Here is a 22,700-nt window from a genome sequence, read left to right on the forward strand (position 1 = left end):
CTACACAAGGCTGCGCCCCTGTCGGATGGCGGCCGACGCCCCGCCTGCCTACGATGGTTTCCAACGCAGCGCCTTGGCGCACTGCGTGTCATCGCAACAACCGACAGAGGTGAAACACATGAACAGCAACCAAGTGAAGGGCAGCATCAAGGAAGCCGCCGGCAAGGTCCAACGCAAGACCGGCGAGCTGATCGACAGCCCGAAGCAACAAGTGCAAGGCACCACGCGCGAAATCGCCGGCAAGGCGCAAAAGCAGCTGGGCAATGTCGAAGAGCGCATCAAGGACGCCGCCGACAAGAACCAGGGCTGAGCCTGAGCTGACACCCTCAAAGGCCGCGCCGAGGCGCGGCCTTTTTGCGCTTGGCCTGGCCTACATCTGCTTGAACAAATGCAGGTAACTGCGGCTGACCGGCAGCACCTCGCTGCGGCCCTTGAGGTAGATGTCGGCCGTCTCGTTCAGCCCGCGGGTCACGTGGCTGATGGCGCGCAGGTTGACGACGACCGAGCGGTGCACCTGGGCGAACTGCGTGTCGTCGAGCTGCCCCAGCAGCTCCCGCAATGGTGTGCGGATCAGGGCCTCGGCCGGCTTGCCACCATCGCCGCGCCAGGCGATCAGCGTGTACTTCTCGTCGGAGCGCAAGAAGTCGATCTCGTCGACCGCGATCATCTTCACCGTCTGGCCGACCATCGCGCGAATCCAACGCAGATGGGCCGGGGCCGCGCCGCGCTGCAGTTGCACCGCCAGCTGCTGCAGCAAGGCTTCGGTCGCCTGCGCGGGCTGGGCGGTGCCCACGCGCTCTTGCAGCCTGGCCACCGTGTCGGCCAGCCGCGCCGGCTCGACCGGCTTGACCAGGTAGTCGAGCACGCCGTGCTCGAACGCCTTCAGCGCGTATTGGTCGAACGCGGTGACGAACACCAGGTGCGCGCGGCGGCCGATCTCGCGCGCGGCTTCGACACCCGACAAGCCCGGCATGTGCACGTCGAGGAAACAGATGTCGGGCTGTTGCGCCTCATACATCTCGACCGCCTCGCGGCCGTTGCGCGCCTGCGCAACGATCTGCAGCTCGGGCCAGGCCAGGGCCAGCAGGCGCGTCAGCTCCTCGCGCAGCAGGGGTTCGTCGTCGGCGATCAGCGCCGTGGGCCGGCGTGGGGGTGATGGCGTCATGAAGTGCCTTGGTGGGCCGGAAAGTCCAGCTCGGCGCACACACCGTGCGGCACGACGCCGGTCAGGCTCAGGCGCGCGTCGCCGCCGAAGGCCAGCTGCATGCGCTCGCGCAGCGTCGACAGGCCCGTGCCCAGGCCGTCGCCGCCTGGGCGCAGCCCCACGCCGGTGTCGATGACGCGAGCGCTGCATCGCCCGTCGCGCAGCGTGATGCTCACCTCGATGCGCCCGCCCTCTTCGCTCGGGTCGATGCCGTGTCGAACGGCATTTTCGACCAGCGTCAACACGGCCATCGGCGGGCAGCGCAGGGCCAGCGCAGCATCGTCGGCGTGCAAGGTGTACTGCAGTCGGTCGGGAATGCGCATGTGCATCAGATCGAGGTAGGCGCGCACCAGTTGTACCTCTTGGCCCAGCGTGGTGGCCGGCTCGTCCAGGCGCGGCACGGCGGCGCGCAGGTAGGCGATCAGGCTGTCGAGCACGGCGCTGGCGCGCGGCGAGCCGGTGTTGACCAGCGCCCGCACATTGGCCAGCGTGTTGAACAGGAAATGCGGTTGCACCTGGGCCTGCAGCAGGCGCATGCGGGCATCGAGCGCCTGCCGCTCGAGCTCGCTGCGCTCGAGCTGAAAGGCCAGCGCCTGGTGCCGCGCCAGCGCGTCACGCTGGCGCACCATCGCCCCCAGCGCGACCCAGGGGCCGAACAGAATGCCGCTGAAGCACATCGCGAAATAGCCGGTCAGCCGCAGCTTGTCTTCGGCGAAATTCGGGTGGCCGCCGGTCGTCCAGTAGTAGGCCAGGAGGGCGCCGAACGGCACCGAGATCACCACGCCGATCAACTGCCAGACCCAGCGCGCCAGCCAGCGCGGCGGCTGCACCGGCCGTTGCTCGCACAGCCCGAACGCCAGCATCGCCACCAGGCCCACCGTGATCGCCCGGGCCACCCAGGTGCCGGCCGGCGTGGCCGAGCCGATGCTGTGCATCAACCCGATCGGCACCGCGAAGATCAGCGTGGTGCGAACCCGCTGCCAGCTGACGATGCGGCCCAGGCCACGCGGCGAAGAGGTGTCGGCGGCAATCATGCAAGGCGCTCGGGTTGGGGGCGACGCCGTGCGCACGGCGTCCAGGTCAGCCAGTAGATCATGGTCGGTGCGGCGGCACGGCCCGAGGCCAGGGCGTCTGCATCACCCGGGCCTCACATCCGGGGCAGCCACATGATCATCGTCGCCGCGCCGATGCCCAGCGCGGTCAGCAGCGTCAACGCGCCCAGGCCCGCGGCCATCGCCAGGTGGGTGCGCGGGCCGGCCTTCTCGCGCGTGCGCAGGTAGGCCTCCAGCACCGCCAGCGGCAGCAGGTACTGCGCGAAACCGAGAACGCTGAGGAAGGGGCCGGTGAAGGTCTGGGGGTCGAAGCCGGCCGGGCCCTGGTTGAGCACGATCCACGCCATCAGCCCGATGCGAAAGAACCAGACACCGCTCACCGCCAGAAACAGCCGCAGCGCCCAGCGGCGGTGCTGCTCGAAGCGCCGCGCGGCCGCCAGGCGCCACGCCATCAGCGCAAACGCGATGATCAACACGCCGTTGAGGCTGACGGCCAGGTGCTGCGGCCAGTCGCCCACGGTCTTGCGCGTTGCCACCATCCACAGCCCACTGCCGGCCATCAGCAAGGCCGAGACGACGTAGAAGCGGCCGTTCCAGCGGTGCAGCACCGGCGCACGCCGGCGCACCACCGGCAGCAGCTGGACGATGGCGCTGGCGATGATCAGCACCGTGAACAGCAGGTGCAGGCTGGTCAGCACATTGGCCGGCGTGTCGCCCGGCACCCAGCCATGCGGCAACACCTTGTTCCAGCGCTGCGGTTCGCCGGCCACGGCGGCGGCGCCATAGAAGCGCAGCACATAGGCGGTGAAGATCAGCTGGCCGATGACCGCGACCGCGCACCATGCGGTGGCGGCCCAAGGCAGCGCCCGGCCTGCAACGCGGCCCAGGGGGCCCAGGCCATCGGCAACAACGGCAGTGGCCTGGCGGCCTGCCACGCCGGCCAGCGCGGCCGGGCTGAACGAAGAGGGCATCGGTCGTCTCCTGCGGTGGGGGCACCGGCGCCTCGGGTCAGGGCCCGAGCCATCGGTGCGGCGCAGTGTGTCGACCACCCTCGTCGGCGCCAAGCCGATTCAGACCGGCCACGGGTCGCAGGGGCCGAGCCACGGTCTGCGGCGACGGGCGGCGGGGCCCGCGCGCCGCGTCAACGGGCCGGCCGCGGGTACTCGAGCTGCAGGCGCACGAAGTCGGCGGTCGTGCGGCCGTAGCGGCCAGCGATGTCGTCCAGGCTGCGGTCCAGCGCCTGGGCCGGCGCCGCAGCGAGCAGCGGTTGGCGCAGGGCCGGTGCGGCAGCCGGCGCGCCGGGCACGATGGTGATGCCCCCCAGCGAGCGGACCGGGCCCGCCGTGTCCGCCGTGGCCTCGACCTTGGTTCGCATCGTGCGCCCCCACGCGTCCACGCTCAACGCCAGCGCGATCTCGTCGACATCGGCGGCCACCGGCCATTCGACTGTGTCGTCGGTGGACAACCAGCGGTTGCGCGCAAAGACCCATGCGTCTTGCACACGCAGGTGAAAGCCCTCGCTGGCATGGGCGCTGTCCCAGCGATCGATGCCCAGCTGCGCGGCCAGGTCGATGGCCTTTTCACGCCCGCCGATCGCCTCGACCAGGGCCAGCGACAGTGGCAGCGCCGCCGTCACACCCGCGCTCGAGATCACGGTGCCATCGTCGACATAACGCACGTTTCGCAGCCACCGCGTGTCGGGGTAACGGCTTTCGCGCATCGCCTGCGTGGCCCAGTGGCCGGTCGCGCGATGGCCCTTGAACAGGCCCGCTTCGGCGACCACCAGCGCCCCATCGCAGATGCTGACGATGACCGCGCCCCGGCTCGCCTGGCCTTGCAGCCAGCGCTGCAGGCGCGGGTCGGCCACGTTTTGCTCCAGCACGGCGGGCACGACCACGTAGTCGGCGCCTTGGGCGTGCTGCTGGTCGAACTGGTCGATCGTCGCATCGGCCTGCAGCGTCAGCCCCGGGCGCATCTTCATCGGCCCGGCGTCGGTCGACACCGCCACCACCTCGGCCACGCCCGAGCGGCGCAACACCCCATAAGGCACCAGAAAGTCGACCAGCTCTGTGCCGGCGTTGTGCCCCACCACGGCCACCAACGGGCGCTCGTGGCCGGGCCGCGGCCGGTACGGCGCCACCTGCTCGGCCGCGCCGGCCGCCGGCGGCAAGGGCGTGGCCGGCAGCTCGCTGCAACCCGACAGGGCCGAGGCCAGCCACGAAGCAGCCACCAGAGAAACAAGACGCAGGCGATTCAACATCAGCATGGCACGGGCATCTCCATCATTCGGGGCCGTCGAGTCTGCCGCTGCAGGCACCGGCAGAACTGACATTCAGCCCTTGAAAACTGCCAAGCTCCGCAAAGCTGGCGCGGTCACAATGCCTCGGCCACTGCGCTTGCCACCCCGCCGATGAAACACCGCCCTGCCCGCCCCCACCGCATCGCCATCGCCGGCTTCGCACCGGCCCAGGCGCTGGACATCACCGGCCCGCTGGACGTGTTCGCCACCGCCAACATCATCGCCACGACGGCCGGCCAGCCGCCGCCCTACCAGCTGGAGCTCGCCGCCCCGCGGCGCGGCGCACTGGCCACCACCAACGGCGTGGCGATGCTGGCCACGCGCAGCCTGCGCGAGGTCGAGGCCGACACGTTGCTCGTCGCCGGTGGCCCCGGCGCACGCGCCACCATCGGCAACCGCCGCGTGGTCAATGAGCTGCGCGCGCTGAGCGAGCGCGTGCCGCGCGTCGGCTCGATCTGCACCGGCGCCTTCATGCTGGCCGCCGCCGGCCTGCTGGACGGCGCGCGCGCCACCACCCACTGGGCCCACTTCGACGAGTTCGAGTCGGCCTTCCCCGGCGTGCAGCTGGAACGCGACGCGCTGTTCGTCAACGCCGGCCGCTTCCACAGCTCGGCCGGCATCTCGGCCGGCATCGACTACGCGCTGTCGCTGGTCGAAGCCGACCTCGGCCGCCCGACAGCGCTGGAGGCAGCGCGTGGGCTGGTCGTGTTCATGAAGCGGCCGGGCGGTCAGTCCCAATACAGCGCGCAGCTGGCCGCCGAATCGGCCGCCGACGACCCGCAGCGCTTTGCGCCGCTGCTGCGCTGGATCGCCAGTCACCTGACCGCCGACCTCTCGGTGCCGGCGCTGGCCGAGCGGGTGGCGATGAGCCCGCGCAACTTCGCCCGCAGCTTCCTGGCCACGATGAAGACCACGCCGGCTCGCCATGTGCGCCTGCTGCGCATCGACGCCGCACGCCGCCTGCTGACCGACTCACGCCTGTCGATCCCGCGCATTGCCGAGCGCTGCGGCTTCGCCTCGGACGAGGCGATGCGCGTGGCCTTCCAGTCGCAGCTGAAGGTGTCGCCGAGCGACTTCAGGGCCCGCTTCGGCGGCGGCTGAGCCCCCTGCTCAGGGGTGCTATGCGACCCGGGCGGTGTGAACGGCGGCCGGTAGGCCCTGGCCGTGCGGGCGCGCCGTTTGCCCTGTGCTGCGGCATCGCCCCTCGCCGCCGCCACATTGAACAACGACGCCCCGGTCACCCACTTCAACCTGCCGGCCGACCCGCGCTTTGCCTGCGCGCTGGCCGCCCCCCAACTGCCGGCCGGCGGCCCGCCACCCGGCTTGCTGGTGACGGTGCACGACAGCACGCGCAACCACACCGACTGTGCCCGGCGGTTCGCGCCGTTCGGGCAGGCGCACCGGCTGGTGGTGCTGGCCCCGCTGTTCCCGCGCGACGTGTTCGGCGACGGCCAGGCCGATGGCTACAAGTTCCTGCGCGAGCACGACCTGCGCTACGACCAGCTGCTGCACGCGATGATCGACGAGGCGGTGCGCCGCACCGGTTGCGACGGCACGCGCTTCTTCCTGCAGGGCTACTCGGGCGGCGGCCAGTTCGTGCACCGCTACCTGCTGCTGCACCCCGAGCGCCTGCACGCCGTGTCGGTGGGTGCGCCCGGCGTCGTCACGGTGCCCGACGAGACGCTGGACTGGTGGGCCGGCGTGCGCGACACCGAGAGCCTGTTCGGCCGCCCATTCAACCCGGCCATGCTGTGCAACGTGCCGATCCAGCTGGTGGTGGGTGACGCGGACACCGAGACCTGGGAGATCCGCGTGCAGCCACCGAGCCGCCACTGGCCAGTCGACGCCGATCGCCTGCACTCGAACCGCATCGACCGGCTGCGGGTGCTGCACCGCGCGCTGCTCGGGCTCGGGGCGCACGCGCAGCTGGTGATGATGCGCGGCCTTCGGCATGGCCAGGGCCCGGGGCCGGCGGCGGCGCTGGCGCAGCGCTTCTTCGCCGCGCACCTGGTGGTTGCCAATGTGACACCGGCCGCGAAGCCCGCAGAATGTGCGCTGCCCTACCAGCCCACGGACCTTGCCTGACCATGGACGCCGCCGAACTCGCCCACATCGCCGCGCTCGAAATGCAAACCCATGGCCTGCTGCCCGAGTTCGGGCCCGATGTGCTGCGCGAGGTGCAGGCCCGCGCCGACCACATCGAGAGCCAAGGCCCCGAGCGCCATGGCGACATCCGCGACCTGCGCCAGCGCCTGTGGTTCTCGATCGACAACGACGACACGCAGGACCTGGACCAGTTGAGCTGGGCCGAGCAGCGGCCCGACGGGCAGGTGCGCCTGGCCGTGGCGGTGGCCGATGTCGACACGCTGGTGCACCAGGGCAGCGCGACCGACGCGCACGCGGCGATCAACACGACCTCGGTCTACACGGCGGCCGGTGTATTCCCAATGCTGCCGACGCGGCTGTCGAACGACCTCACCTCGCTGCACGAAGGGCGCGAGCGCCTGGCGGTGGTGGTCGAGATGGATGTCGACGGCGACGGCGCGGTGACCGGCTCGCAGCTGTACCGCGCGGTGGTCCGCAACCAGGCCAAGCTGACCTACGACAGCGTCGCCGCGTGGCTGGACGGGCAGGCAGGGGCACCGGCTGCCGTGGGCGCCAGCCCGGCGCTGCAGGCCCAGCTGACGCTGCACGACCGCGTCGCGCGTTCGCTGCGGCACTGGCGCACCCGGCGTGGCGCACTGAATGTGATGACGGCGCAGGCCCGGCCGGTGTTCGCCGACGGCCAGCTGGTCGACCTGCGCGCCGACCGCAAGAACCGCGCGAAGGACCTGATCGCCGACCTGATGATCGCGACCAACGGCGCCACCGCGCGCCACCTGGCCGACAACGGCCAGCCCTCGCTGCGCCGCGTGCTGCAAGAGCCCAAGCGCTGGGACCGGCTGGTCAAGCTGGCGGCCGAGCATGGCGCCAGCCTGCCCGCGGCGCCCGATGCGCTGGCGCTCGACCAGTTCCTCACCGCACGTCGCCAGGCCGCGCCGGCCGAGTTCGAAGAGCTGTCGCTGTCGGTCGTCAAACTGCTGGGCTCAGGGGCCTATGCCGCGGCCTTGCCGGGCGCCCCGGCGTCTGGCCACTTCGGCCTGGCGGTCAACGACTACGCCCACTCCACCGCCCCCAACCGCCGCTTCGTCGACCTGGTGACCCAGCGGCTGCTCAAGGCCTCGCTGGCCAAACAGCCTCCGCCCTACACGATCGACCAGCTGACCGTGATCGCGCAGCAGTGCACGATGCAGGAAGACAGCGCCTCGACCGTCGAGCGCCGCGTGCTGAAGGCCGCTGCCGCCTTCTTGCTGCACGACCGCATCGGCGAAAGCTTCGACGCCATCGTCACCGGCGCGGCCCCCAAGGGCACCTTCGTGCGCATCGTCTCGCCGCTGGTCGAAGGCCGCGTGGTGCGCGGCTTCGAAGGGCTGGACGTCGGCGACACGCTGCGCGTGACGCTGCGCAGCGTCGACCTCGAGCAGCGGTTCATCGACTTCGAACGGGCCTGAGCGAGGCATCGTCCGACAAAGGCTTGCGCGCTGGGCCGACCAGCGGCCTGCGCGGCGCTGCCTAAGCTGGCGGCATGACTCGCTTTTGCCCACCCTGGTTGATCGCGTGGGCCGCGCTGGCGGCGGCCGGTGGTGCGTCGGCCCAGAGCGCGCAGGCGCTGCAGGCCCAGCATGGCCAACTGCAGCAGGCGCTGGCGCAGAGCCCGTTCGAGCGGCCGCTGGTGCTGCAGGCCAATGCGTCGACCCAGCAGCCGCAGGGTGACATCTACGCCGTGCTGGACCACCCGTTCGGTGCGGTCGGCAGCGCGTTCCAGAAGCCCGCGCATTGGTGCGATGTGCTGATGCTGCAGCTCAACGTCAAGCACTGCGAAGTGGCCGAGCGTGGCGGGCAGCGCAAGCTGCAAGTCGCCATTGGCAAGAAGGCCGAACAGCCGCTGGAGGACGCGTTCCGGGTCGATTTCGACTACCAACTGCGCGCCGCGCAGGCCGACTACCTCTCAGCCGAGATCCACGCCGCAGACGGGCCGCTGGGCACCAGCGACTACCAGCTCACGCTCGAAGCGGTGCCGGTGGATGCGCGCCACAGCTTCATCCACATGTCGTATTCGTATGCCAACGGCCTGTCGGCGCGTTTGGCCACGCGGGCCTACCTGGCGACATCGGGCCGGGACAAGGTGGGTTTCACCGTCGCCCGCCAGGACGAGGCCGGCCGGCCCGTCTACGTGGGCGGCATGCGCGGCGTGGCCGAGCGCAGCGCGATGCGCTACTTCCTGGCGATCGATGCCTTTCTCGACGCCCAGTCTGCCCCGCCCGAACAGCGCACCGACAGGCGCCTGCGCGGCTGGTTCGGCGCGACCGAGCGCTACGCGCGCCAGTTGCACGAGATGGACCTGGCCGACTACCTGAAGATGAAGCGGCGCCAGCTGCAGCCCTCGTGGCTCGGCGCGTTCTACGACCCGGGCGGTTGACCTGGCCCCGCGATGGTCAGCGGATCTGCGCGGTCAGCAGCGTGGCCCGGCGCGCTGCGATCTCTTGCCCCCAGCCGTCGATCATCTCGGCGAAGCGCTCGCCCTCGAACGCCTGCAGCGCCTCGGCACCGGCCGGGCTCAGGGCCGTCAGGGCATAGCTGACCTCGACCTCAGTGCGCGCCGCATCGAGCGCGCGGCAGCGCACCTCGACCGTGCCGGTGCGTGAGCCCGGCGTGCAGCGCAGGTAGCGCGAGCGGTGTTGCGCGCGGTCGAAATCGGCCATCAGCCAGATCGTGTGGTCAGCGCCCTCGCCGGTGGTGAAGACCATGCCGGCTTCGGTGCGGCCGTCGGCTGGGTTCAGGTAGGTCGGCTGCCAGCCGTCGACCCACAGCTCTTCGCCGGCGGGCGTGAAGAACATGAAGGCCTGGTCGATGGGGGCCGCCACCACGATGCGGTGGCTGGCGTGAACGTGATGGGGCATGGTGAAGGTCAAGGTCGAAGCGATCAAGAAAGAATCTGGGCCAGTTGCCACAGCGCCAGGCCAGCCAGCAGCGCAGCCGAGCACCAGTTGACGGCGCGTTGCCAGCGCTCGTCGAACCGGTCGCGCAACAGGCCCACCACACCGGCCAGCACCAGCCACCACAAGGCCGACCCCACCAGCACACCCGAGACCATGGCCCACGGCGAGGCCGCCGGCGCGCGGCCGGCCAGGGCCCCGAAGACCGCCATGAATGACAGGATCGTGGTCGGGTTGGACAAGGTCAGCACGAAGGTGCCGGTGACGAAGCGCAGCAAGGTGCCCGGCGGTGCGTGCGCCTCGCTGCGGCGCACCGGCGGCTTGGTGGCGATGCGCCAGGCCAGCCACAACAAGAACGCAGCGCCGAACAGCCCGAGCCACAGCTTCAGGCCCAGCAACCAGGCGATCAGCCCGGTGACGCCGAAGGCGCCGATCGCGCCGTAGACCGCGTCGGCGAAGGCCGCGCCCAGCCCCGTGGCCAGGCCCGCGGCGCGGCCATGGTCGAGCGTGCGCTGGATCGCCAGCACGCCGATCTGCCCCACCGGCGCGGCGATCGACAAGCCGATCAGCAGCGACTGGGCAAACAACACGAGGGCGGGCGATGGCGTTTCCATGACCGGAATTTTCCGGGCCTGCCGCGACGTTTGCCAGCGGCCACATCAGGTGATTCGCGACACGGCTTTCGATTTTTCAGGCCAACCCGGCCATTGACCTGATGAGGCGGCGCGACAATCGGTCGCCGCGCCGCGTTGGCGCCATGGGGGACACCTGCGATGGCCGATACCCTGACCCTCGATACCAAGGCCTGGCAGCTGCTGCTGGCGCTGCAACAAGACGGCCGCGCGCCGCTGAAGACACTGGCCGCCGCGGCCGGCCTGTCGGTGCCGGCCACGGTCGAGCGGCTGAAGCGCATGGTGGACGCTGGCGTGGTGCGCTCGGTCAGCGCTGAGCTGGACGCCGCGCTGGCCGGCTACAGCGTGCGCGCGATCGTCGGCATCACCGTGCTGCAGCCGGGCAAGAAGGCCTTCATCGACAAGCTGCGCCGGGCCGCCGAGGTGCTGGAATGCCACCACGTGGCCGGTGCCGACTCGTACCTGATGACGGTGGTCACGCGCAGCCTCGAAGACCTGGAGCGGTTTCTCGCGTCGATCAACAGCTACGGCGAGACACGCACGTCGATCGTCTTCTCCACGCCGATCCCGCGCCGCGGCCTGGTGCCACCGGGCAGCACCCGCAGCTGAGCCGGCGGCGCGTCAGTGCCGGTGCCCGTGGTGGACATCGGGCACGTGCGGGTTGCGACGGGCGATCAAGCCACGACCGGTGGCCAGTTGTGGGTCTCGTCCTGGCACGAGCGGCACCAGGCGTACAGCGCGTCGTACATCACCATACCGTGGGCCAGCATCTCGTGGTCGTCGCGAAAGTTCTGCGACAGGCCCAGCGACAGCGCGTACAGCCCGGCAGACTGCGGCGTCAGGTCCAGCCGCGAGGTGTCCGCGCCGCGCACGATCGCGGCCAGTTGCTGCAGCGCCGGGTCGTCGAGCTGGTGCTTGGCCAGGAACGCGTCGAAGCTGCACAGCTCGCCAACGTGGCTCATCTCGACGCCGGGGATGTCGTAGGGCACGGCGCCGGTGGCCTCGGCCACCGCCAGCACCTCGGCGGCCGGCACGTAGAGAAACTCGGGCGCATCGTCGATGAAGCGCGCGATCAGCCACGGGCAGGCGATGCGATCGATCTTCGGGCGTTCACGGGTGACCCATTTCATGGCAGCCTCCGGTCGGTTCAGGGGGTGGGTTCACTGGCCACGACAGCGGCAAGGCGCTCGGCCACGCGGCCCCAATGCACGTTGCCCATGAACGCGTCGACATAGGCCGCAGCCTTGGCGCCGTAGTCCATGTGGTAGGCGTGCTCGTACATGTCCAGCGCGAGGATCGGCGTGGCGCCGGCCAGCAGGTGGGTGTGGTCGGCCGCCCAGTGGTTGATCAACCGGCCCTCGCGCGCCGACCACGACAGCAAGGCCCAGCCCGAGCCGCCACCCATCGCCTTGGCCAGCGCGCTGAACTCGGCACCCCAGCGGTCAACCGAGCCGAAGTCACGCTTGAGCGCAGTCGCCAGCCCTTGCGGCCCAATGGCACCATCGCCGCCCAGGCTGTCGAAATACAGCTCGTGCAGCCAGGCCGAGTTGGCGGCGATCAGCTCTTCGCGCTTCAGGCCGTTGACCATGAACACCGGCGCGGTGGCCCAGTCCAGCTCGCTCAGCTGTTTGCGGATCGCGTTCAGCCGCTTCACGGCGCCGCTGTAGTTGTTCTCGTGGTGGCTGGCCACCAGCTTCGGCGACAGGCCGTGCAGTTGGTCCAGTGCCAGGGTCAAGGGGCGGATCTGAAAGTCCATGCGAATCTCCGGTTAGACAGGTGCCACCAGCGGGTGCACCACCAGCCCGATCACGGCGGCCACGGCCACGATCACCGGCTCGGGAATCTTCTTGAAACGCCACAGCACCACGGCGGTGGCAATGGCCAGCGCGGCGGTGATCCCATCGGTGATCGAGCGCTGGCCGATCACCAGCACGGCACCGGCGATCGCGCCGATCGCCGCCGCGGTGACGCCATCGACGAAGGCGACGATGGCCGGGCGCTTGCCGTGCTTCTTGAAATAGGGTGCCGGGATCACGGTCAGCAGGTAACACGGCAGGAAGGTGGCCAATGCGGCCACCGCCGCCCCCCAGAAGCCCTGCACCAGAAAGCCGATGAAGCCGGTCGTGATGACCACCGGGCCGGGCGTGATCATCGCCACCGCGACCGCGTCGACGAACTGGCGGTCGGTCAGCCAGCCGTATTCCTTGACCACGCCGCTGTACAGGAACGGCACGATCGCCAGGCCGCTGCCGAAAACGAAGCTGCCGGCATAGGTGAAGTAGGTGGCGATCTTGGCCAGCTTGGCGGGGTCGACCGCGTCGAGCGCGAACATCGCCACCAGCGGCGAGGCCACGGCGTTGGCACCATTGCGCTGGAGCCAGGCCGGCGGCACCCGCCACAGCCAGACCAGCACCCCCGCCCCGACGAACAGCCAGAGCTCTTCGGACTGGGTGGCGACGGTGATCGCGGCGCTGACCACGAAGATCGCCCACAGCAGCTTGTCCTTGCCGATGTTCTTGGTGGTCAGCTTGTAGGCGCTCATCGCGATGATGCCGATCACCGCCGCGCCGACACCGTAGAACACCGACTGCATCCAGCCGATGCCGCCATAGCTGACGTAGGCCATGCCGATCGCGATGACCATGAAGAACGACGGCAGCACGAAGGCCAGCCCCACCAGCGTGGCACCCAGGAGCCGGTGGTGCACGAAGCCAAGGTAGATCGCCAGCTGGGCCGCCAAGGGCCCCGGCATCAGCTGGGCGATGGCCATGCCCTCTTTGTAGTCGCTCTCGCTGATCCAGCGGCGCCGCTCGACCAGGTCGCGGTACATGTAGCCCACCAGCGCCACCGGGCCGCCGAAGCCCCAGGTGCCCAGGCCCAGCATGTAGCCGACCAGCTGCCACAGCGTGTAGCTGGCCGCGCTCGGCGCTTCGGCGGGTGGGGTGGTTGTCATCGCATCACTCATCCATCGTCCTCGCCTGGTGTCTCAGGCCTTGCTGGTGCGCGAAGGGTCGCGCCCGAAATGGGCATACAGCGAATCGAGCACGGTGCCGATCTCGGCCAGCAGCGCGTCGTCGTCGTCGGCCAATCGCTCGCGGGCACCGGCCATCACCGCCTCGAAGCCCACCGCTTCGGGCACCGGCTCGCCGCCCACGTCCAGCTGGTGCACCAGCGCGCCCAACCGCAGCAGCGCCCGGTCCTCGTCGAGGCCGAAGCTGGCGAGCAGCGTCTCGAAGGTCACGCGGTCGCCCACGTGCGTGAAGGTGGCGCCGTCGAAGTCGAAGCCGAGCGCGCTCTTCGGGCAGTCGGCCGGCCGGGCCAGCCACTTGAAGCGGGCCTCGGGGTCGATGAAGCGGCGGATCAGCCAGGCGCTGGCGACGCGGTCCACCCACAGGCGGCGGCGGGTGGCCCAGGTGCGGCCGCGGTACTTGGCAGGGTCCAGCCGCAGCAGCTCGCCATCGGCTTCGTGCGGCTCGTCGGGCGAGACCAGCGCGTCGATGCGGCGGCTGAGCTCGACCCAGGCCGCTTCAGTCTCGGCACTGCTGTCGGACGGGAAGTAGTCGGTCGCCTTCAACGCGTCGTACTCGCGCTGCAGGCGCCGCTGCAGGCGCAGCAGCTCGGCCGGCGCCAGCGCAGCGAGCCCGCGGTTCGTGTCCTTCCAGGCCTTGCGCATCTCGGCCAGCTCTTCGCGGCGGTCGAACAAGGCACGGTAGGCGGCCTCATCGTCGGCCGAAGCGGGCTGCACCAGCATCAACCAGGCGGTGCCGCCCTCGCGCAGGCAGTCTTCCGCCAGTTCACGCAGCGCCTGGGGGCGCTCGTCGCCCGCGGGCAGCAGGTAGGCGCCGTCGCGCAACGCCGCGCAGCCCAGCGCCTTCAGCGCTCGCCAGATGCGCATGCGCGCCGTCGCGCCCTGCGTGGGCAACGAGACGACGAGCAGGCACCAGGCGTGGTCGCGGGCAGCAGTCATGTAGAGAATGATACATACACGTATCGATCTCTACAAAACCATTGCCGCCACCATGGGCGGGCGGGCGCCTCAGCGGTGCCCCGGGCGCTCGCCCGCGCGCCGCGTCAGGCGCCCTTGTCGATCGCCGGGTGCAGGTCTTCGAGCCAGACCACGTTGTCGGCGTATGACTGCAGGTCGGCCGAGAGGTTGGCCTGCGAGCCGCAGACCCAGACCTCCTTGTGGCGCTCGGACTTGACGTAGTCGATCGCGTCTTCGAAGTCGCCGTCGCCGGCCGCGAGGATCAGCCGGTCATACAGGTTCTGCGCCGCCAGCTTGACGATCAGCGTGGCGATGCCGACGTCGACCCCCTTCTGCACTTCGCGGTCGAACTGGTGGTTGCAGTTCACGCAGGTGAGGTGCACGTCCTTCAGCTGGTACAGCTGCACGCGGATCTTCGGCCCCCGCGGCGGCGCCGATTTCAACCAGGTGTGGAAGGCGTTGCGCGCATCGTCGGCCGGGTCGCGGGTGGAATTGAGGTAGTAGCTCTCGTGGATCGGCCCGCCGCTCAGGCGCACCAGCTCGTTCTTCAGCTTCAGGTAGTCGAACGGCCGGCTGCGGCCATAACTGAACAGGTACGCGCCATCGATGACCCAGACGGTCTTCATGAACCCTCCCCTGGCACGCCTGCGCCGGATGACTGAAGACGCTGTTGCATGGCCTGCCGGAACCGCACCACCGTCGGGCGGATCAGCGGCCGGTACAGATGGCGCAACAGCCAACCCGGCACCCATTGGCCACGCTCTTCATGGGCCACGCGTGCCCTGGGGTGGACCATGAAGCGCAGGCCGAACGGCCGGTAGTTTTCGCTGCTGCGCCAGAACTCGATGCGGCTCAGATGCTTGACGCTCTTGTAGCCGTAGTGGGCCGGGGCCACCAGGCGCAGCGGCGCACCGTGCTCGATCGTCAGCGGCTGGCCGAACAGCTGGTCCGCGAGCAGCACGTCGTCAGCCAGCAGGTCTTCGAGCGGCAGGCTGGTGCGGGCGCCGTCCTGCCCGCGCAGCACCACAAAGCTCGCCTCGGGTGCCGCGCCGGCCATCGGCACGACGACCTCGCGGTAAAAATCTGCAAAGCGGACACCGCCCCAGTGCAAGCGCCGGTGGGTCCAGGTGGTGACGCAGTGAAAGTCAGAACGCTGCTCGACGCGAGGCAGCGATGCCAGTGCCGGGCCAACGTCCACCGGGGTCTTCACATCGCCGCCGATCTGCAGCGAGACCGTGTCGATGACGGTCGGGAAACGCACCGCGAACGGCGTCAGGCCGAAGCGTGGAAAGTCTTCGGTCTCATGTTGGCCGGGCGGCAAGGTCGACCGCGTGTTCATCGGGCGACCTCGGCGCGCGTGCGGCAAGGGCGGGGGCGGCGCAGGCAGTGGCAATCAGGCATCGCCCGATGGTAGTCGCCCCCCGATGTTGGCCGTCAGCTTCGGTGCGGAGGTCTCGCCGCCCGATCGGTCAGCGCGGCTGCCCGCTCAACCAGGCCGCGCGGATCTGGCGCCCGCAGTACAGCGATTCGGCCGCCGGCGTCGCGGTCTTGTCGGCCCGGCCGAGATTGACGATGCTTTCTCGGGCCAGCACGCCCCACCAACGCTTGCCGGCGTCGATCCACGGGTAGAAGCCGAAGGCGCCGGGGCTGCTGAACGCGCCGTCGCCCACCACGGGATCGTCTTCGACCCAGTGGCCGACCGAGTAGTGCCAGCTCTCGTCCGACGGGATCGGGCTGTAGACCGCCGTCGGGCAGGTGGCCGGGTTGGTGCACACGGCATGGGTGCCAAGCAGCGCACGGATCTTCAGCTGGCCGTCGACGATGTGCTGCAGGAAGCGCCCGTACTCGGCGGCATTCGTCTTCACACCACCGGCCAGCTGCGGCTGGGTGTACTGGAACGCGGTGCCGCCCAAGCCGGCGTTGATGTGCGCGGCCAGCGCGGTGTTGTCGTCCGGGCCCAGGCCGACCAGCGTGGCCTGCTTCTGCATGTGGCCGCCGCTGTAGTAGAAGCGGCCCTTGTTCTCGGGCACGTAGCCACCGTTGTGGATGCGCCGGCTCTGGTACGACTGGCACTCGGCCACCGTCTGGTCTTTCAGGCAGCGGTCGAACTCGGTGTAGCCGCTGGTGAAGTTGAGGTAGCTCACCTCGTCGTCGGTCAGCCGCACGCCGAGCTGCTCGACCACGTAGGCGCCGTCGATCAGCTTCGAGGCAGAAGCGATCGACATCATCGTGTGGGCGCCGGGCGCCATCAGGCCGACGCGGCCATCGGTGCGTGGGCCGGTGGCGTCGCCCACCGACCAGTAGAACGGCCGGACGGCCTGGCACAAGGCGTTGTTCTCGGCCGTGCTGTGCGCAGCCGCGATGCGCTCGGCCATCGTCGGCTCGCGCTGGCCGGCACGGGCCGCGCCGCAGGCGGCCGTGGCGGCCAAGGCCAGCAGCAGGATCTTGTCAAAGCGGGTGTCGATCATCGGTGCTCCGTTCGGGGCTGGTTCGGGTGACCACACTGTGGGCCGCTTCGACCGGGCGAGGTGTCACGGGTCATGGCAATCGGTGACGCAGCCGCCGGCGCTGTCATCGTTTGTCATCAACGCGCGACCGCCGCGCCGATCGCGAGCGTCGCTTGACTTTCATTTAACCAAATCATTAAATGAAACCATGCCACCCGCCGCCGACCCGCTGAGTTCCGCCTTCGCCGCACTGGCCGACCCGACGCGCCGCGCCATCCTGGCGCGGCTGGCGCAGGGCCACACGCACGTCGGCGATCTCGCGCAGCCTTTTGCGATCTCGGCGCCTGCCGTGTCGCGCCACCTGCGCGTGCTCGAGCAGGCGGGCCTGATCGAGCGCCAGGTCGACGCGCGCTGGCGCATCTGCCACCTGCGGCCCGAGGGCTTGCAAGGTGCGCACGACTGGCTGGCGCAGTACCGCCGCTATTGGGAGGCCAGCCTCGACCGGCTGGCCGAGCTTCTTGAAGCGCCCCACCCTGCCCCCGAACCTGCGCAGGCGCCCACCCGCCCGCGCCGCCCCTCCACCCGCGCCCCGCGCACCCATGCCCCGCTGAAAAGGAAGCCGCGATGAATGCCCCGACCGAGACCTTCGAGCTGACGATGACCCGCTTCTTCCGCGCGCCGCGCGAGAAGGTCTACGCCGCCTTCGTGCAGCCGGAGTTGATGGCCGCCTGGCAGTGCCCGCGCGGCATGGCGGTGCAGGTGAGCGCCGATGTGCGGGTCGGCGGTGCCTACCATCTGCAGATGCGCTCGCGTGAGGGCCGCCAGTTCGCGGTCGGCGGCCAGTTCGTCGAGCTCGATCCGCCGGGCCGGCTGACCTACACCTGGGCATGGGAGGGCGAGCAGTCGCCGCTCGCGGGCCTGCAGACCGTGATCGAGGTCGACCTGATCGCCCGCGATGGCGGCACCGAGATGCGCATGCGCCACAGCGGCTTCCGCAATGCGATGGAGCGTGGCAACCACCGCCACGGTTGGGATTCGTGCTTCAACAAGCTCAACGACCTGGTCGACCAGCAAGGCACGGCCGGCACGCTCACGCTGCTGGGCGATGCGCGCAGCCCGTATGTGCGCACCGCGCGCATGGGCTTTGCGGAAAAGGGCGTGGCGGTCACACTCAAACCCGTCGCTGCGCATTCGCCCGAGTTGCTGGCCGTGCACCCGTTCGGCCGCATGCCGGCCCTGCTGGACGGCAAGGCCGCGATCTGGGAGACAGTCGCGATCCTGCGTTTCGTCGATGAATCGTTCGGCGACGGCCCGTTGCTCACGCCCGGCCGCATCAGCGACCGGGTGCAGTGCGACCAATGGGTCAGCGCCGTCAACTGCTACCTGTACGACACGATGGTCAGACGCTACGTGACGCAGTACATCTTCCCGACAGGCGAAGGCGGCCAGCCCGATCGCCGGGTGATCGACCAGGCCGTCAGCGAGATGCCGGCGCAGCTGGCCGCGCTGGAGAAGGTCTACGAGCGCGGCGACTTCATCGCCGGCGAAAGCCTGTCGTTTGCCGACCTGTTCGTCGCGCCGGTCCTGCACTACCTGGAGCAGATGCCCGAAGGCAAGCGCTTGTTGACCGACATGCCGAACATCCGCCGGGCCCAGGGCGTGATCCGCCAGCGCCCTAGCTTCATTGCGACCACCGCCTGACCCACATACCCCTTCCACCACCAACCGCGCCACCCGCGCCGACAAGGAAAGGACCCCACGATGGACCCGAACACCAAGACCCCGCACCTGCCCGGCAAGTTCATCTGGTTCGAGCATGTGGCGAACGACCTGGCCAAGGCCCGCGCGTTCTACGAGCCGCTGTTCGGCTGGCACGCCGAGGCGATGCCGATGGGCGGCCAGACCTACCACATGCTGATGAACGGCAACCAGGGCATCGGCGGCCTGCGCACCGCCGATGCCGGCACGCCCAACCACTGGATCAGCTACATGTCGGTCGACAACGTCGACGACGGTGTGAAGGCCGCCAGCGCCGCCGGCGCCAAGGTGGTGATGCCACCCACCGACTTCGCGCCGGTGGGCCGCGGCGCCGGCCTGGTCGACCCGACCGGCGCAGCCTTCTGCCTGTGGACCAGCGCCAACGGCGACGAGCCCGATGCCGACGTGCCGGCCGGCAGCTTCGTCTGGAACGAGCTGTCGACGAGCGATGCGAAGAAGGCCCTGGCGTTCTACGAGAAGGCCTTCGGCTACACCCACAGCACGATGGACATGGGTGAACAAGGCGCCTACTACATCCTCAACACGGCGGGCGACAAGGGCCGCGCGGGCCTGTTCCAGCCCAAGCAGCCGATGCCGACGATGTGGCTGCCCTATGTGCGCGTGGACGATTGCGACGCCACCTTCGCCAAGGCGCAGAAGCTGGGCTCGGGCTTCACCGCGATGGCGCCGACCGACATCCCCACCGTCGGCCGCATCGCGATCTTCGGCGACCCGCTCGGCGCGGCGATCGGCATCATCCAGACCGACCCGACGATGTGAAGGAGCAAGCGATGGCCAACCACGTCTACAAGCTGGTCGAGATCGTCGGCACCTCCACCACCGGCAGCGACGACGCGATCCGCAACGCGATCGAGACTGCCGCCAAGACCATCCGCCGGATCGACTGGTTCGAGGTGCTGGAGACCCGCGGCCACGTGGCCAACAACAAGATCGAGCACTTCCAGGTCACGCTGAAGGTGGGCTTCCGCGTCGAAGACTGAGCGCCCGGGGCCGGCGCCAGGGTGGGCGCAAAATCGGGGCATCAACCAGGGTCAAGACGCATGAACCAGAACGCCCGCTACGACACTGTCAGCCAGATCCTCCATTGGGCGACGGCGGTGGTCGTGACCATCGCCTTCATCCTTGGGCCAGAGCGCTTCGGCCGCCTGATGCACCAAGGGGTCGACCCCGCCACGCGCAGCGACATCGTCTGGCATGAATCCCTGGGCATGCTGGTGCTGGCCTTGACGCTGTTCCGCCTGGTCTGGCTGGCGCTGCGCCCGGCCCCGCCGCAGATCCAGATGGCCGGCTGGATGCGGCTGGCGGCCCGGCTGGCGCACGTCGCCCTGTGGGCGCTGCTCGTCGCCCTTCCCGTCACGGCGGTGCTGGCCCTGGGCGGCGAGGATCATCCGCTGACCTTGCTGGGCGGGCTGCGGGTAGACCACATGCCGGCCATCGCCGAGTCCACCATCGCCGGGCTGGCCGACTGGGGCGAGGTGCACCAGCTGCTGGGTGACGCCATCATGTGGCTCGCCGGCCTGCACGCCGTGGCCGCCCTCGCCCACCACCTGGTGCTCAAGGACGGCGTGCTCATCGCCATGCTGCCCTGGACGAAGCCTCGCTGAGCGGCCCGCGCGCGTACCGCGGGGTATCCTCCCGCCCCATGTACGCGAAGTTCTTCGGCCTGAAACAGCCGCCGTTTTCGATCGCGCCGGACCCGCGCTATCTGTTCATGAGCGAGCGCCACCGCGAGGCGCTGGCGCACCTGCTGTATGGCGTCAAGGGCGGTGGCGGCTTCGTGCTGCTGACCGGCGAGATCGGCGCCGGCAAGACCACCGTCTGCCGCTGCTTTCTCGAGCAGGTGCCGCCGCGCTGCAACGTCGCCTACATCTTCAACCCCAAGCTGACGGTGCCCGAGCTGCTGCAGACGGTGTGCGACGAGTTCCGCATCCCGCTGCCGGCGCTGCCGCCTGCGCACGAGGGCACGCCGCGGTCGATCAAGGAATTCATCGACCCGCTCAACGAGTTCCTGCTGCGCACGCATGCGGTCGGCCAGACCAACGTGCTGATCATCGACGAGGCACAGAACCTGTCGGCCGACGTGCTGGAGCAGTTGCGCCTGCTGACCAACCTGGAGACCGCCGAGCGCAAGCTGCTGCAGATCATCCTGATCGGCCAGCCCGAGCTGCGCGACATGCTGGCCCGGCCCGAGCTGGAGCAGTTGGCGCAGCGGGTGATCGCGCGCTACCACCTGAGCGCGCTCGACGAGGCCGAGACCGAGCGCTACGTGCAGCACCGGCTCGGCGTGGCCGGTGGCGAAGGCGCGTCGCCGTTCGACAAGGCGGCGCTGAGACGCATCCACCAGCTCTCGCGCGGCGTGCCCAGACGGGTGAACCTGCTATGCGACCGCGCCCTGCTGGGCGGTTATGCGACCGGCCAGGCCAAGATCGGTGTCGAGGTGATCGAGCGCGCCGCGGCCGAGGTGTTCGGTGGCCATGTCTCACCGGCATTGACCGGCTGGCAGGCGCAGGCCCGCCGCGCCGCGCCCTGGGCCGGCGGCGTGCTGGCCGGCGTGTCGATCGCAGCCGCGGGGACCTGGGTGATGCGGCCCGCCGCGACCGTGCCCGCCGCGCCCCCCGTCAAGACGGCGGCCCTGGGCGCCACGGCAGCCAGCGGCACGCTGCGCAGCGCCGCGGCCAGTGCCCCGGGCGCGACCGTGGCCAGCGCACCGGCCGTCACGCCAACGCCCACCACCGCCGCAGCCGCCCCGCCCGCCGTCACGCCCCCCACGGCCAAGCCTGCAACGCTCAGCGCCGCCGAGTTGCGCGCCACTTTCAATGCCGAGTTGCACGGCGAGGCCGACGCCTGGCGCGAGCTGGCCGCCGCATGGGGCGCCGACCTGGGCAACGGCGCCGACTACTGCGGCAGCGCGATGCGTCAGGGCCTGCCCTGTTTCAAGGGCCCCGGCAGCCTGGCCCTGCTGCGCCAGATCGACCGGCCCGGCGTGCTGGTGCTGCGCGACGGCGACAACCGCCCGTTCCACGTCTTGCTGACCACGCTGACGGCCGACACCGCGACGCTGCGCCGCGGCAAGGCCAGCGTGACCGTGCCCTTGGCCACGCTGGGCGCCGCCTGGCGCGGCGAGTTCGGCACCTTCTGGCGTGCGCCGCCGGGCTACGCCGGGCCCGGCACGCTGACCACCGCCAACTCCGAGGCCAGCGCCTGGCTGATGGGGCGCCTGGGCCAGGCGCTGCGCGGCGAGCGCCGGCCCGGTGGTGCGGCCGAGCCGGCGAGCGAGCTCTTGACGGCGCGGGTGGCCAGCTTCCAGGTCGCGCAAGGCCTGCCGCCCGATGGCGTGGCCGGCCCGATGACGGTGATGCTGCTCAACCGCGCCACCGGTGTCGACGAGCCCCGGCTGCTGCCGCCGGCCACGACGACCGCCGCCGTGGCCACGGCGCGCCGCTGACCACGCCGCCGACGCCTCTTTCGACGAATCCGATCACCCACGATGTCCTACATCCTCGACGCCCTGAAGCGGGCCGACGCCGAACGCGAGCGCGGCCAGGTGCCGGGCCTGCATGCGCAATCCATCGAGAGCGCGCCCGCCAGTGGCCGCGGCAACGGCCTGCCGCGCTGGGCGCTGGCGGCCGGCGGCGGCACGGCCTTGGTGGTGGTGGCCGCACTGGCGTGGCGCATGGGCGCCGACGCACACGCGCCGCTGCCTGCCCCGCTGAATGCACCCGACGCGACGCCAGCGGTGGCCGCTGCGCCGGCCCCGGCACAGACCGCAGCCCCGGCGCCCGCGCCTGTTCTCGCCCCCGCCCCGGGGCCGGAGCCCACCGCCGCCGCACCGGCCATCGCGCCGGCGCCCTTGCCGACACCCACCGTCGCCCCTGCGCCACCGCCGGTCGCCTACGTGGCACCACCACCGCGCGCGCCCAAGCCGGTGCGCGAGGCCAAGCCAGCGGCGCCGCGGCCCGCCCCACCCGTGCCGGCACCTGCCGTGGCACCCGCGACCGAGGCGGCAGCCACCGCACCCATCCCGCTGCTGGCCGAACTGCCCGGCTCGCTGCGCCAGCAACTGCCGAAGCTGATGGTGACCGGCTCGGTCTATTCCGAAGACGCCGGCAGCCGCTTCGTGATGCTCAACGGCGACGTGGTGAAAGAAGGCGGCCAGCCCGCCCCGGGGCTGGTGCTCGAGCGCATCGAACCCAAGAGCGCGGTGCTGCGCTTCAAAGGCCAGCGCTTCCGCCTACCCTACTGACGCCGGCCGGCCCGGCGAGACCG

At 70.4% G+C, this 22,700-nt stretch carries 26 protein-coding genes; 13 read left to right on the forward strand and 13 right to left on the reverse strand.

Going from position 1 to position 22,700, the window contains the following annotated elements:
• Positions 1-118 precede the first annotated feature (118 nt).
• A complete protein-coding gene (locus ACE3SG_RS05520) occupies positions 119-310 on the forward strand; it encodes a CsbD family protein (RefSeq protein ID WP_374563003.1) in 192 nt (63 codons plus the stop codon).
• A 60-nt stretch (positions 311-370) separates the two neighbouring features.
• Here ACE3SG_RS05520 and ACE3SG_RS05525 read toward each other — a convergent pair whose 3' ends face one another.
• The 4 genes from ACE3SG_RS05525 to ACE3SG_RS05540 form a co-directional block, all read right to left on the reverse strand.
• Complete coding sequence (locus ACE3SG_RS05525) at positions 371-1,165, reverse strand: LytR/AlgR family response regulator transcription factor (RefSeq protein ID WP_374563004.1); 795 nt, start codon at positions 1,163-1,165, stop codon at positions 371-373.
• Positions 1,162-2,238, reverse strand: coding sequence for a sensor histidine kinase (locus ACE3SG_RS05530; protein WP_374563005.1), 1,077 nt, complete (start codon positions 2,236-2,238; stop codon positions 1,162-1,164). Before ACE3SG_RS05530 ends, ACE3SG_RS05525 begins: the two co-directional genes overlap by 4 nt.
• 113 nt (positions 2,239-2,351) lie before the next feature.
• Entirely contained in the window at positions 2,352-3,227 is an 876-nt protein-coding gene (locus ACE3SG_RS05535; RefSeq protein ID WP_374563006.1) for a DUF2306 domain-containing protein, read from the reverse strand.
• A 170-nt stretch (positions 3,228-3,397) separates the two neighbouring features.
• Positions 3,398-4,522: a DJ-1/PfpI family protein gene (locus ACE3SG_RS05540; RefSeq protein ID WP_374563007.1), complete on the reverse strand. Its 1,125-nt coding sequence runs from the start codon at positions 4,520-4,522 to the stop codon at positions 3,398-3,400.
• A 144-nt stretch (positions 4,523-4,666) separates the two neighbouring features.
• Here ACE3SG_RS05540 and ACE3SG_RS05545 point away from each other — a divergent pair, with 144 nt between their 5' ends.
• From ACE3SG_RS05545 to ACE3SG_RS05560, 4 genes are all read left to right on the forward strand, one after another.
• Positions 4,667-5,656, forward strand: coding sequence for a GlxA family transcriptional regulator (locus ACE3SG_RS05545; protein ID WP_374563008.1), 990 nt, complete (start codon positions 4,667-4,669; stop codon positions 5,654-5,656).
• A 117-nt stretch (positions 5,657-5,773) separates the two neighbouring features.
• Positions 5,774-6,640 carry an alpha/beta hydrolase family protein gene (locus tag ACE3SG_RS05550; protein ID WP_374563009.1) on the forward strand — a complete coding sequence of 289 codons (867 nt, stop codon included), beginning with the start codon at positions 5,774-5,776 and terminating at the stop codon, positions 6,638-6,640.
• A gap of 2 nt (positions 6,641-6,642) precedes the next feature.
• A complete protein-coding gene (locus ACE3SG_RS05555; RefSeq protein WP_374563010.1) occupies positions 6,643-8,106 on the forward strand; it encodes an RNB domain-containing ribonuclease in 1,464 nt (487 codons plus the stop codon).
• Positions 8,107-8,180: 74 nt separating this feature from the next.
• Positions 8,181-9,074, forward strand: coding sequence for a hypothetical protein (locus ACE3SG_RS05560; RefSeq protein WP_374563011.1), 894 nt, complete (start codon positions 8,181-8,183; stop codon positions 9,072-9,074).
• Positions 9,075-9,090: 16 nt separating this feature from the next.
• Here ACE3SG_RS05560 and ACE3SG_RS05565 read toward each other — a convergent pair whose 3' ends face one another.
• Together ACE3SG_RS05565 and ACE3SG_RS05570 are read right to left on the reverse strand one after the other, a co-directional pair.
• Positions 9,091-9,555, reverse strand: coding sequence for an SRPBCC family protein (locus ACE3SG_RS05565; RefSeq protein ID WP_374563012.1), 465 nt, complete (start codon positions 9,553-9,555; stop codon positions 9,091-9,093).
• Between the two features lie 23 nt (positions 9,556-9,578).
• Complete coding sequence (locus tag ACE3SG_RS05570; RefSeq protein ID WP_374563013.1) at positions 9,579-10,205, reverse strand: LysE/ArgO family amino acid transporter; 627 nt, start codon at positions 10,203-10,205, stop codon at positions 9,579-9,581.
• A 159-nt stretch (positions 10,206-10,364) separates the two neighbouring features.
• On the opposite strand from ACE3SG_RS05570, the gene ACE3SG_RS05575 reads away from it, so the two are divergent.
• A complete protein-coding gene (locus ACE3SG_RS05575; RefSeq protein WP_374563014.1) occupies positions 10,365-10,832 on the forward strand; it encodes an Lrp/AsnC family transcriptional regulator in 468 nt (155 codons plus the stop codon).
• Between the two features lie 65 nt (positions 10,833-10,897).
• Here the strand turns inward: ACE3SG_RS05575 and ACE3SG_RS05580 are convergent, their stop codons facing one another.
• The 7 genes from ACE3SG_RS05580 to ACE3SG_RS05610 form a co-directional block, all read right to left on the reverse strand.
• Positions 10,898-11,353 carry a chromate resistance protein ChrB domain-containing protein gene (locus tag ACE3SG_RS05580; protein ID WP_374563015.1) on the reverse strand — a complete coding sequence of 152 codons (456 nt, stop codon included), beginning with the start codon at positions 11,351-11,353 and terminating at the stop codon, positions 10,898-10,900.
• A 17-nt stretch (positions 11,354-11,370) separates the two neighbouring features.
• Positions 11,371-11,979 (reverse strand): superoxide dismutase, encoded by a 609-nt coding sequence (locus ACE3SG_RS05585; protein WP_374563016.1) that lies wholly within the window; start codon positions 11,977-11,979, stop codon positions 11,371-11,373.
• Positions 11,980-11,991: 12 nt separating this feature from the next.
• Positions 11,992-13,188 carry a chromate transporter gene (locus ACE3SG_RS05590; protein WP_374563017.1) on the reverse strand — a complete coding sequence of 399 codons (1,197 nt, stop codon included), beginning with the start codon at positions 13,186-13,188 and terminating at the stop codon, positions 11,992-11,994.
• Between the two features lie 21 nt (positions 13,189-13,209).
• Positions 13,210-14,190, reverse strand: a complete 981-nt coding sequence (locus tag ACE3SG_RS05595; protein ID WP_374563018.1) for a chromate resistance protein ChrB domain-containing protein — start codon at positions 14,188-14,190, stop codon at positions 13,210-13,212.
• Positions 14,191-14,294: 104 nt separating this feature from the next.
• On the reverse strand, positions 14,295-14,834 hold the full coding sequence (locus ACE3SG_RS05600; protein ID WP_374563019.1) for an NYN domain-containing protein: 540 nt from the start codon (positions 14,832-14,834) through the stop codon (positions 14,295-14,297).
• Entirely contained in the window at positions 14,831-15,547 is a 717-nt protein-coding gene (locus ACE3SG_RS05605; protein WP_374563020.1) for a molybdopterin-dependent oxidoreductase, read from the reverse strand. The genes ACE3SG_RS05600 and ACE3SG_RS05605 overlap by 4 nt, the downstream gene beginning before the upstream one ends.
• A 130-nt stretch (positions 15,548-15,677) precedes the next feature.
• Positions 15,678-16,676: a hypothetical protein gene (locus tag ACE3SG_RS05610; RefSeq protein ID WP_374563021.1), complete on the reverse strand. Its 999-nt coding sequence runs from the start codon at positions 16,674-16,676 to the stop codon at positions 15,678-15,680.
• 187 nt (positions 16,677-16,863) lie between these two features.
• On the opposite strand from ACE3SG_RS05610, the gene ACE3SG_RS05615 reads away from it, so the two are divergent.
• From ACE3SG_RS05615 to ACE3SG_RS05645, 7 genes are read left to right on the forward strand one after another with little or no spacing between them, the layout of a single operon-like run.
• Complete coding sequence (locus ACE3SG_RS05615) at positions 16,864-17,283, forward strand: ArsR/SmtB family transcription factor (protein ID WP_374563022.1); 420 nt, start codon at positions 16,864-16,866, stop codon at positions 17,281-17,283.
• Entirely contained in the window at positions 17,280-18,356 is a 1,077-nt protein-coding gene (locus tag ACE3SG_RS05620; RefSeq protein ID WP_374563023.1) for an SRPBCC domain-containing protein, read from the forward strand. The genes ACE3SG_RS05615 and ACE3SG_RS05620 overlap by 4 nt, the downstream gene beginning before the upstream one ends.
• Positions 18,357-18,416: 60 nt before the next feature.
• The gene (locus tag ACE3SG_RS05625; RefSeq protein ID WP_374563024.1) at positions 18,417-19,193 is read left to right on the forward strand and encodes a VOC family protein; all 777 of its coding nucleotides are present in this window, start codon (positions 18,417-18,419) and stop codon (positions 19,191-19,193) included.
• A gap of 11 nt (positions 19,194-19,204) precedes the next feature.
• Positions 19,205-19,414, forward strand: coding sequence for a dodecin (locus ACE3SG_RS05630; RefSeq protein ID WP_374563025.1), 210 nt, complete (start codon positions 19,205-19,207; stop codon positions 19,412-19,414).
• A gap of 60 nt (positions 19,415-19,474) precedes the next feature.
• A complete protein-coding gene (locus ACE3SG_RS05635) occupies positions 19,475-20,038 on the forward strand; it encodes a cytochrome b (protein ID WP_374563026.1) in 564 nt (187 codons plus the stop codon).
• 38 nt (positions 20,039-20,076) lie between these two features.
• On the forward strand, positions 20,077-21,879 hold the full coding sequence (locus ACE3SG_RS05640; protein WP_374563027.1) for an ExeA family protein: 1,803 nt from the start codon (positions 20,077-20,079) through the stop codon (positions 21,877-21,879).
• 42 nt (positions 21,880-21,921) lie between these two features.
• A complete protein-coding gene (locus tag ACE3SG_RS05645) occupies positions 21,922-22,677 on the forward strand; it encodes a general secretion pathway protein GspB (RefSeq protein ID WP_374563028.1) in 756 nt (251 codons plus the stop codon).
• Positions 22,678-22,700 lie beyond the last annotated feature (23 nt).

The organism is Ideonella sp., assembly GCF_041914305.1.
GTDB lineage: Bacteria > Pseudomonadota > Gammaproteobacteria > Burkholderiales > Burkholderiaceae_C > Ideonella.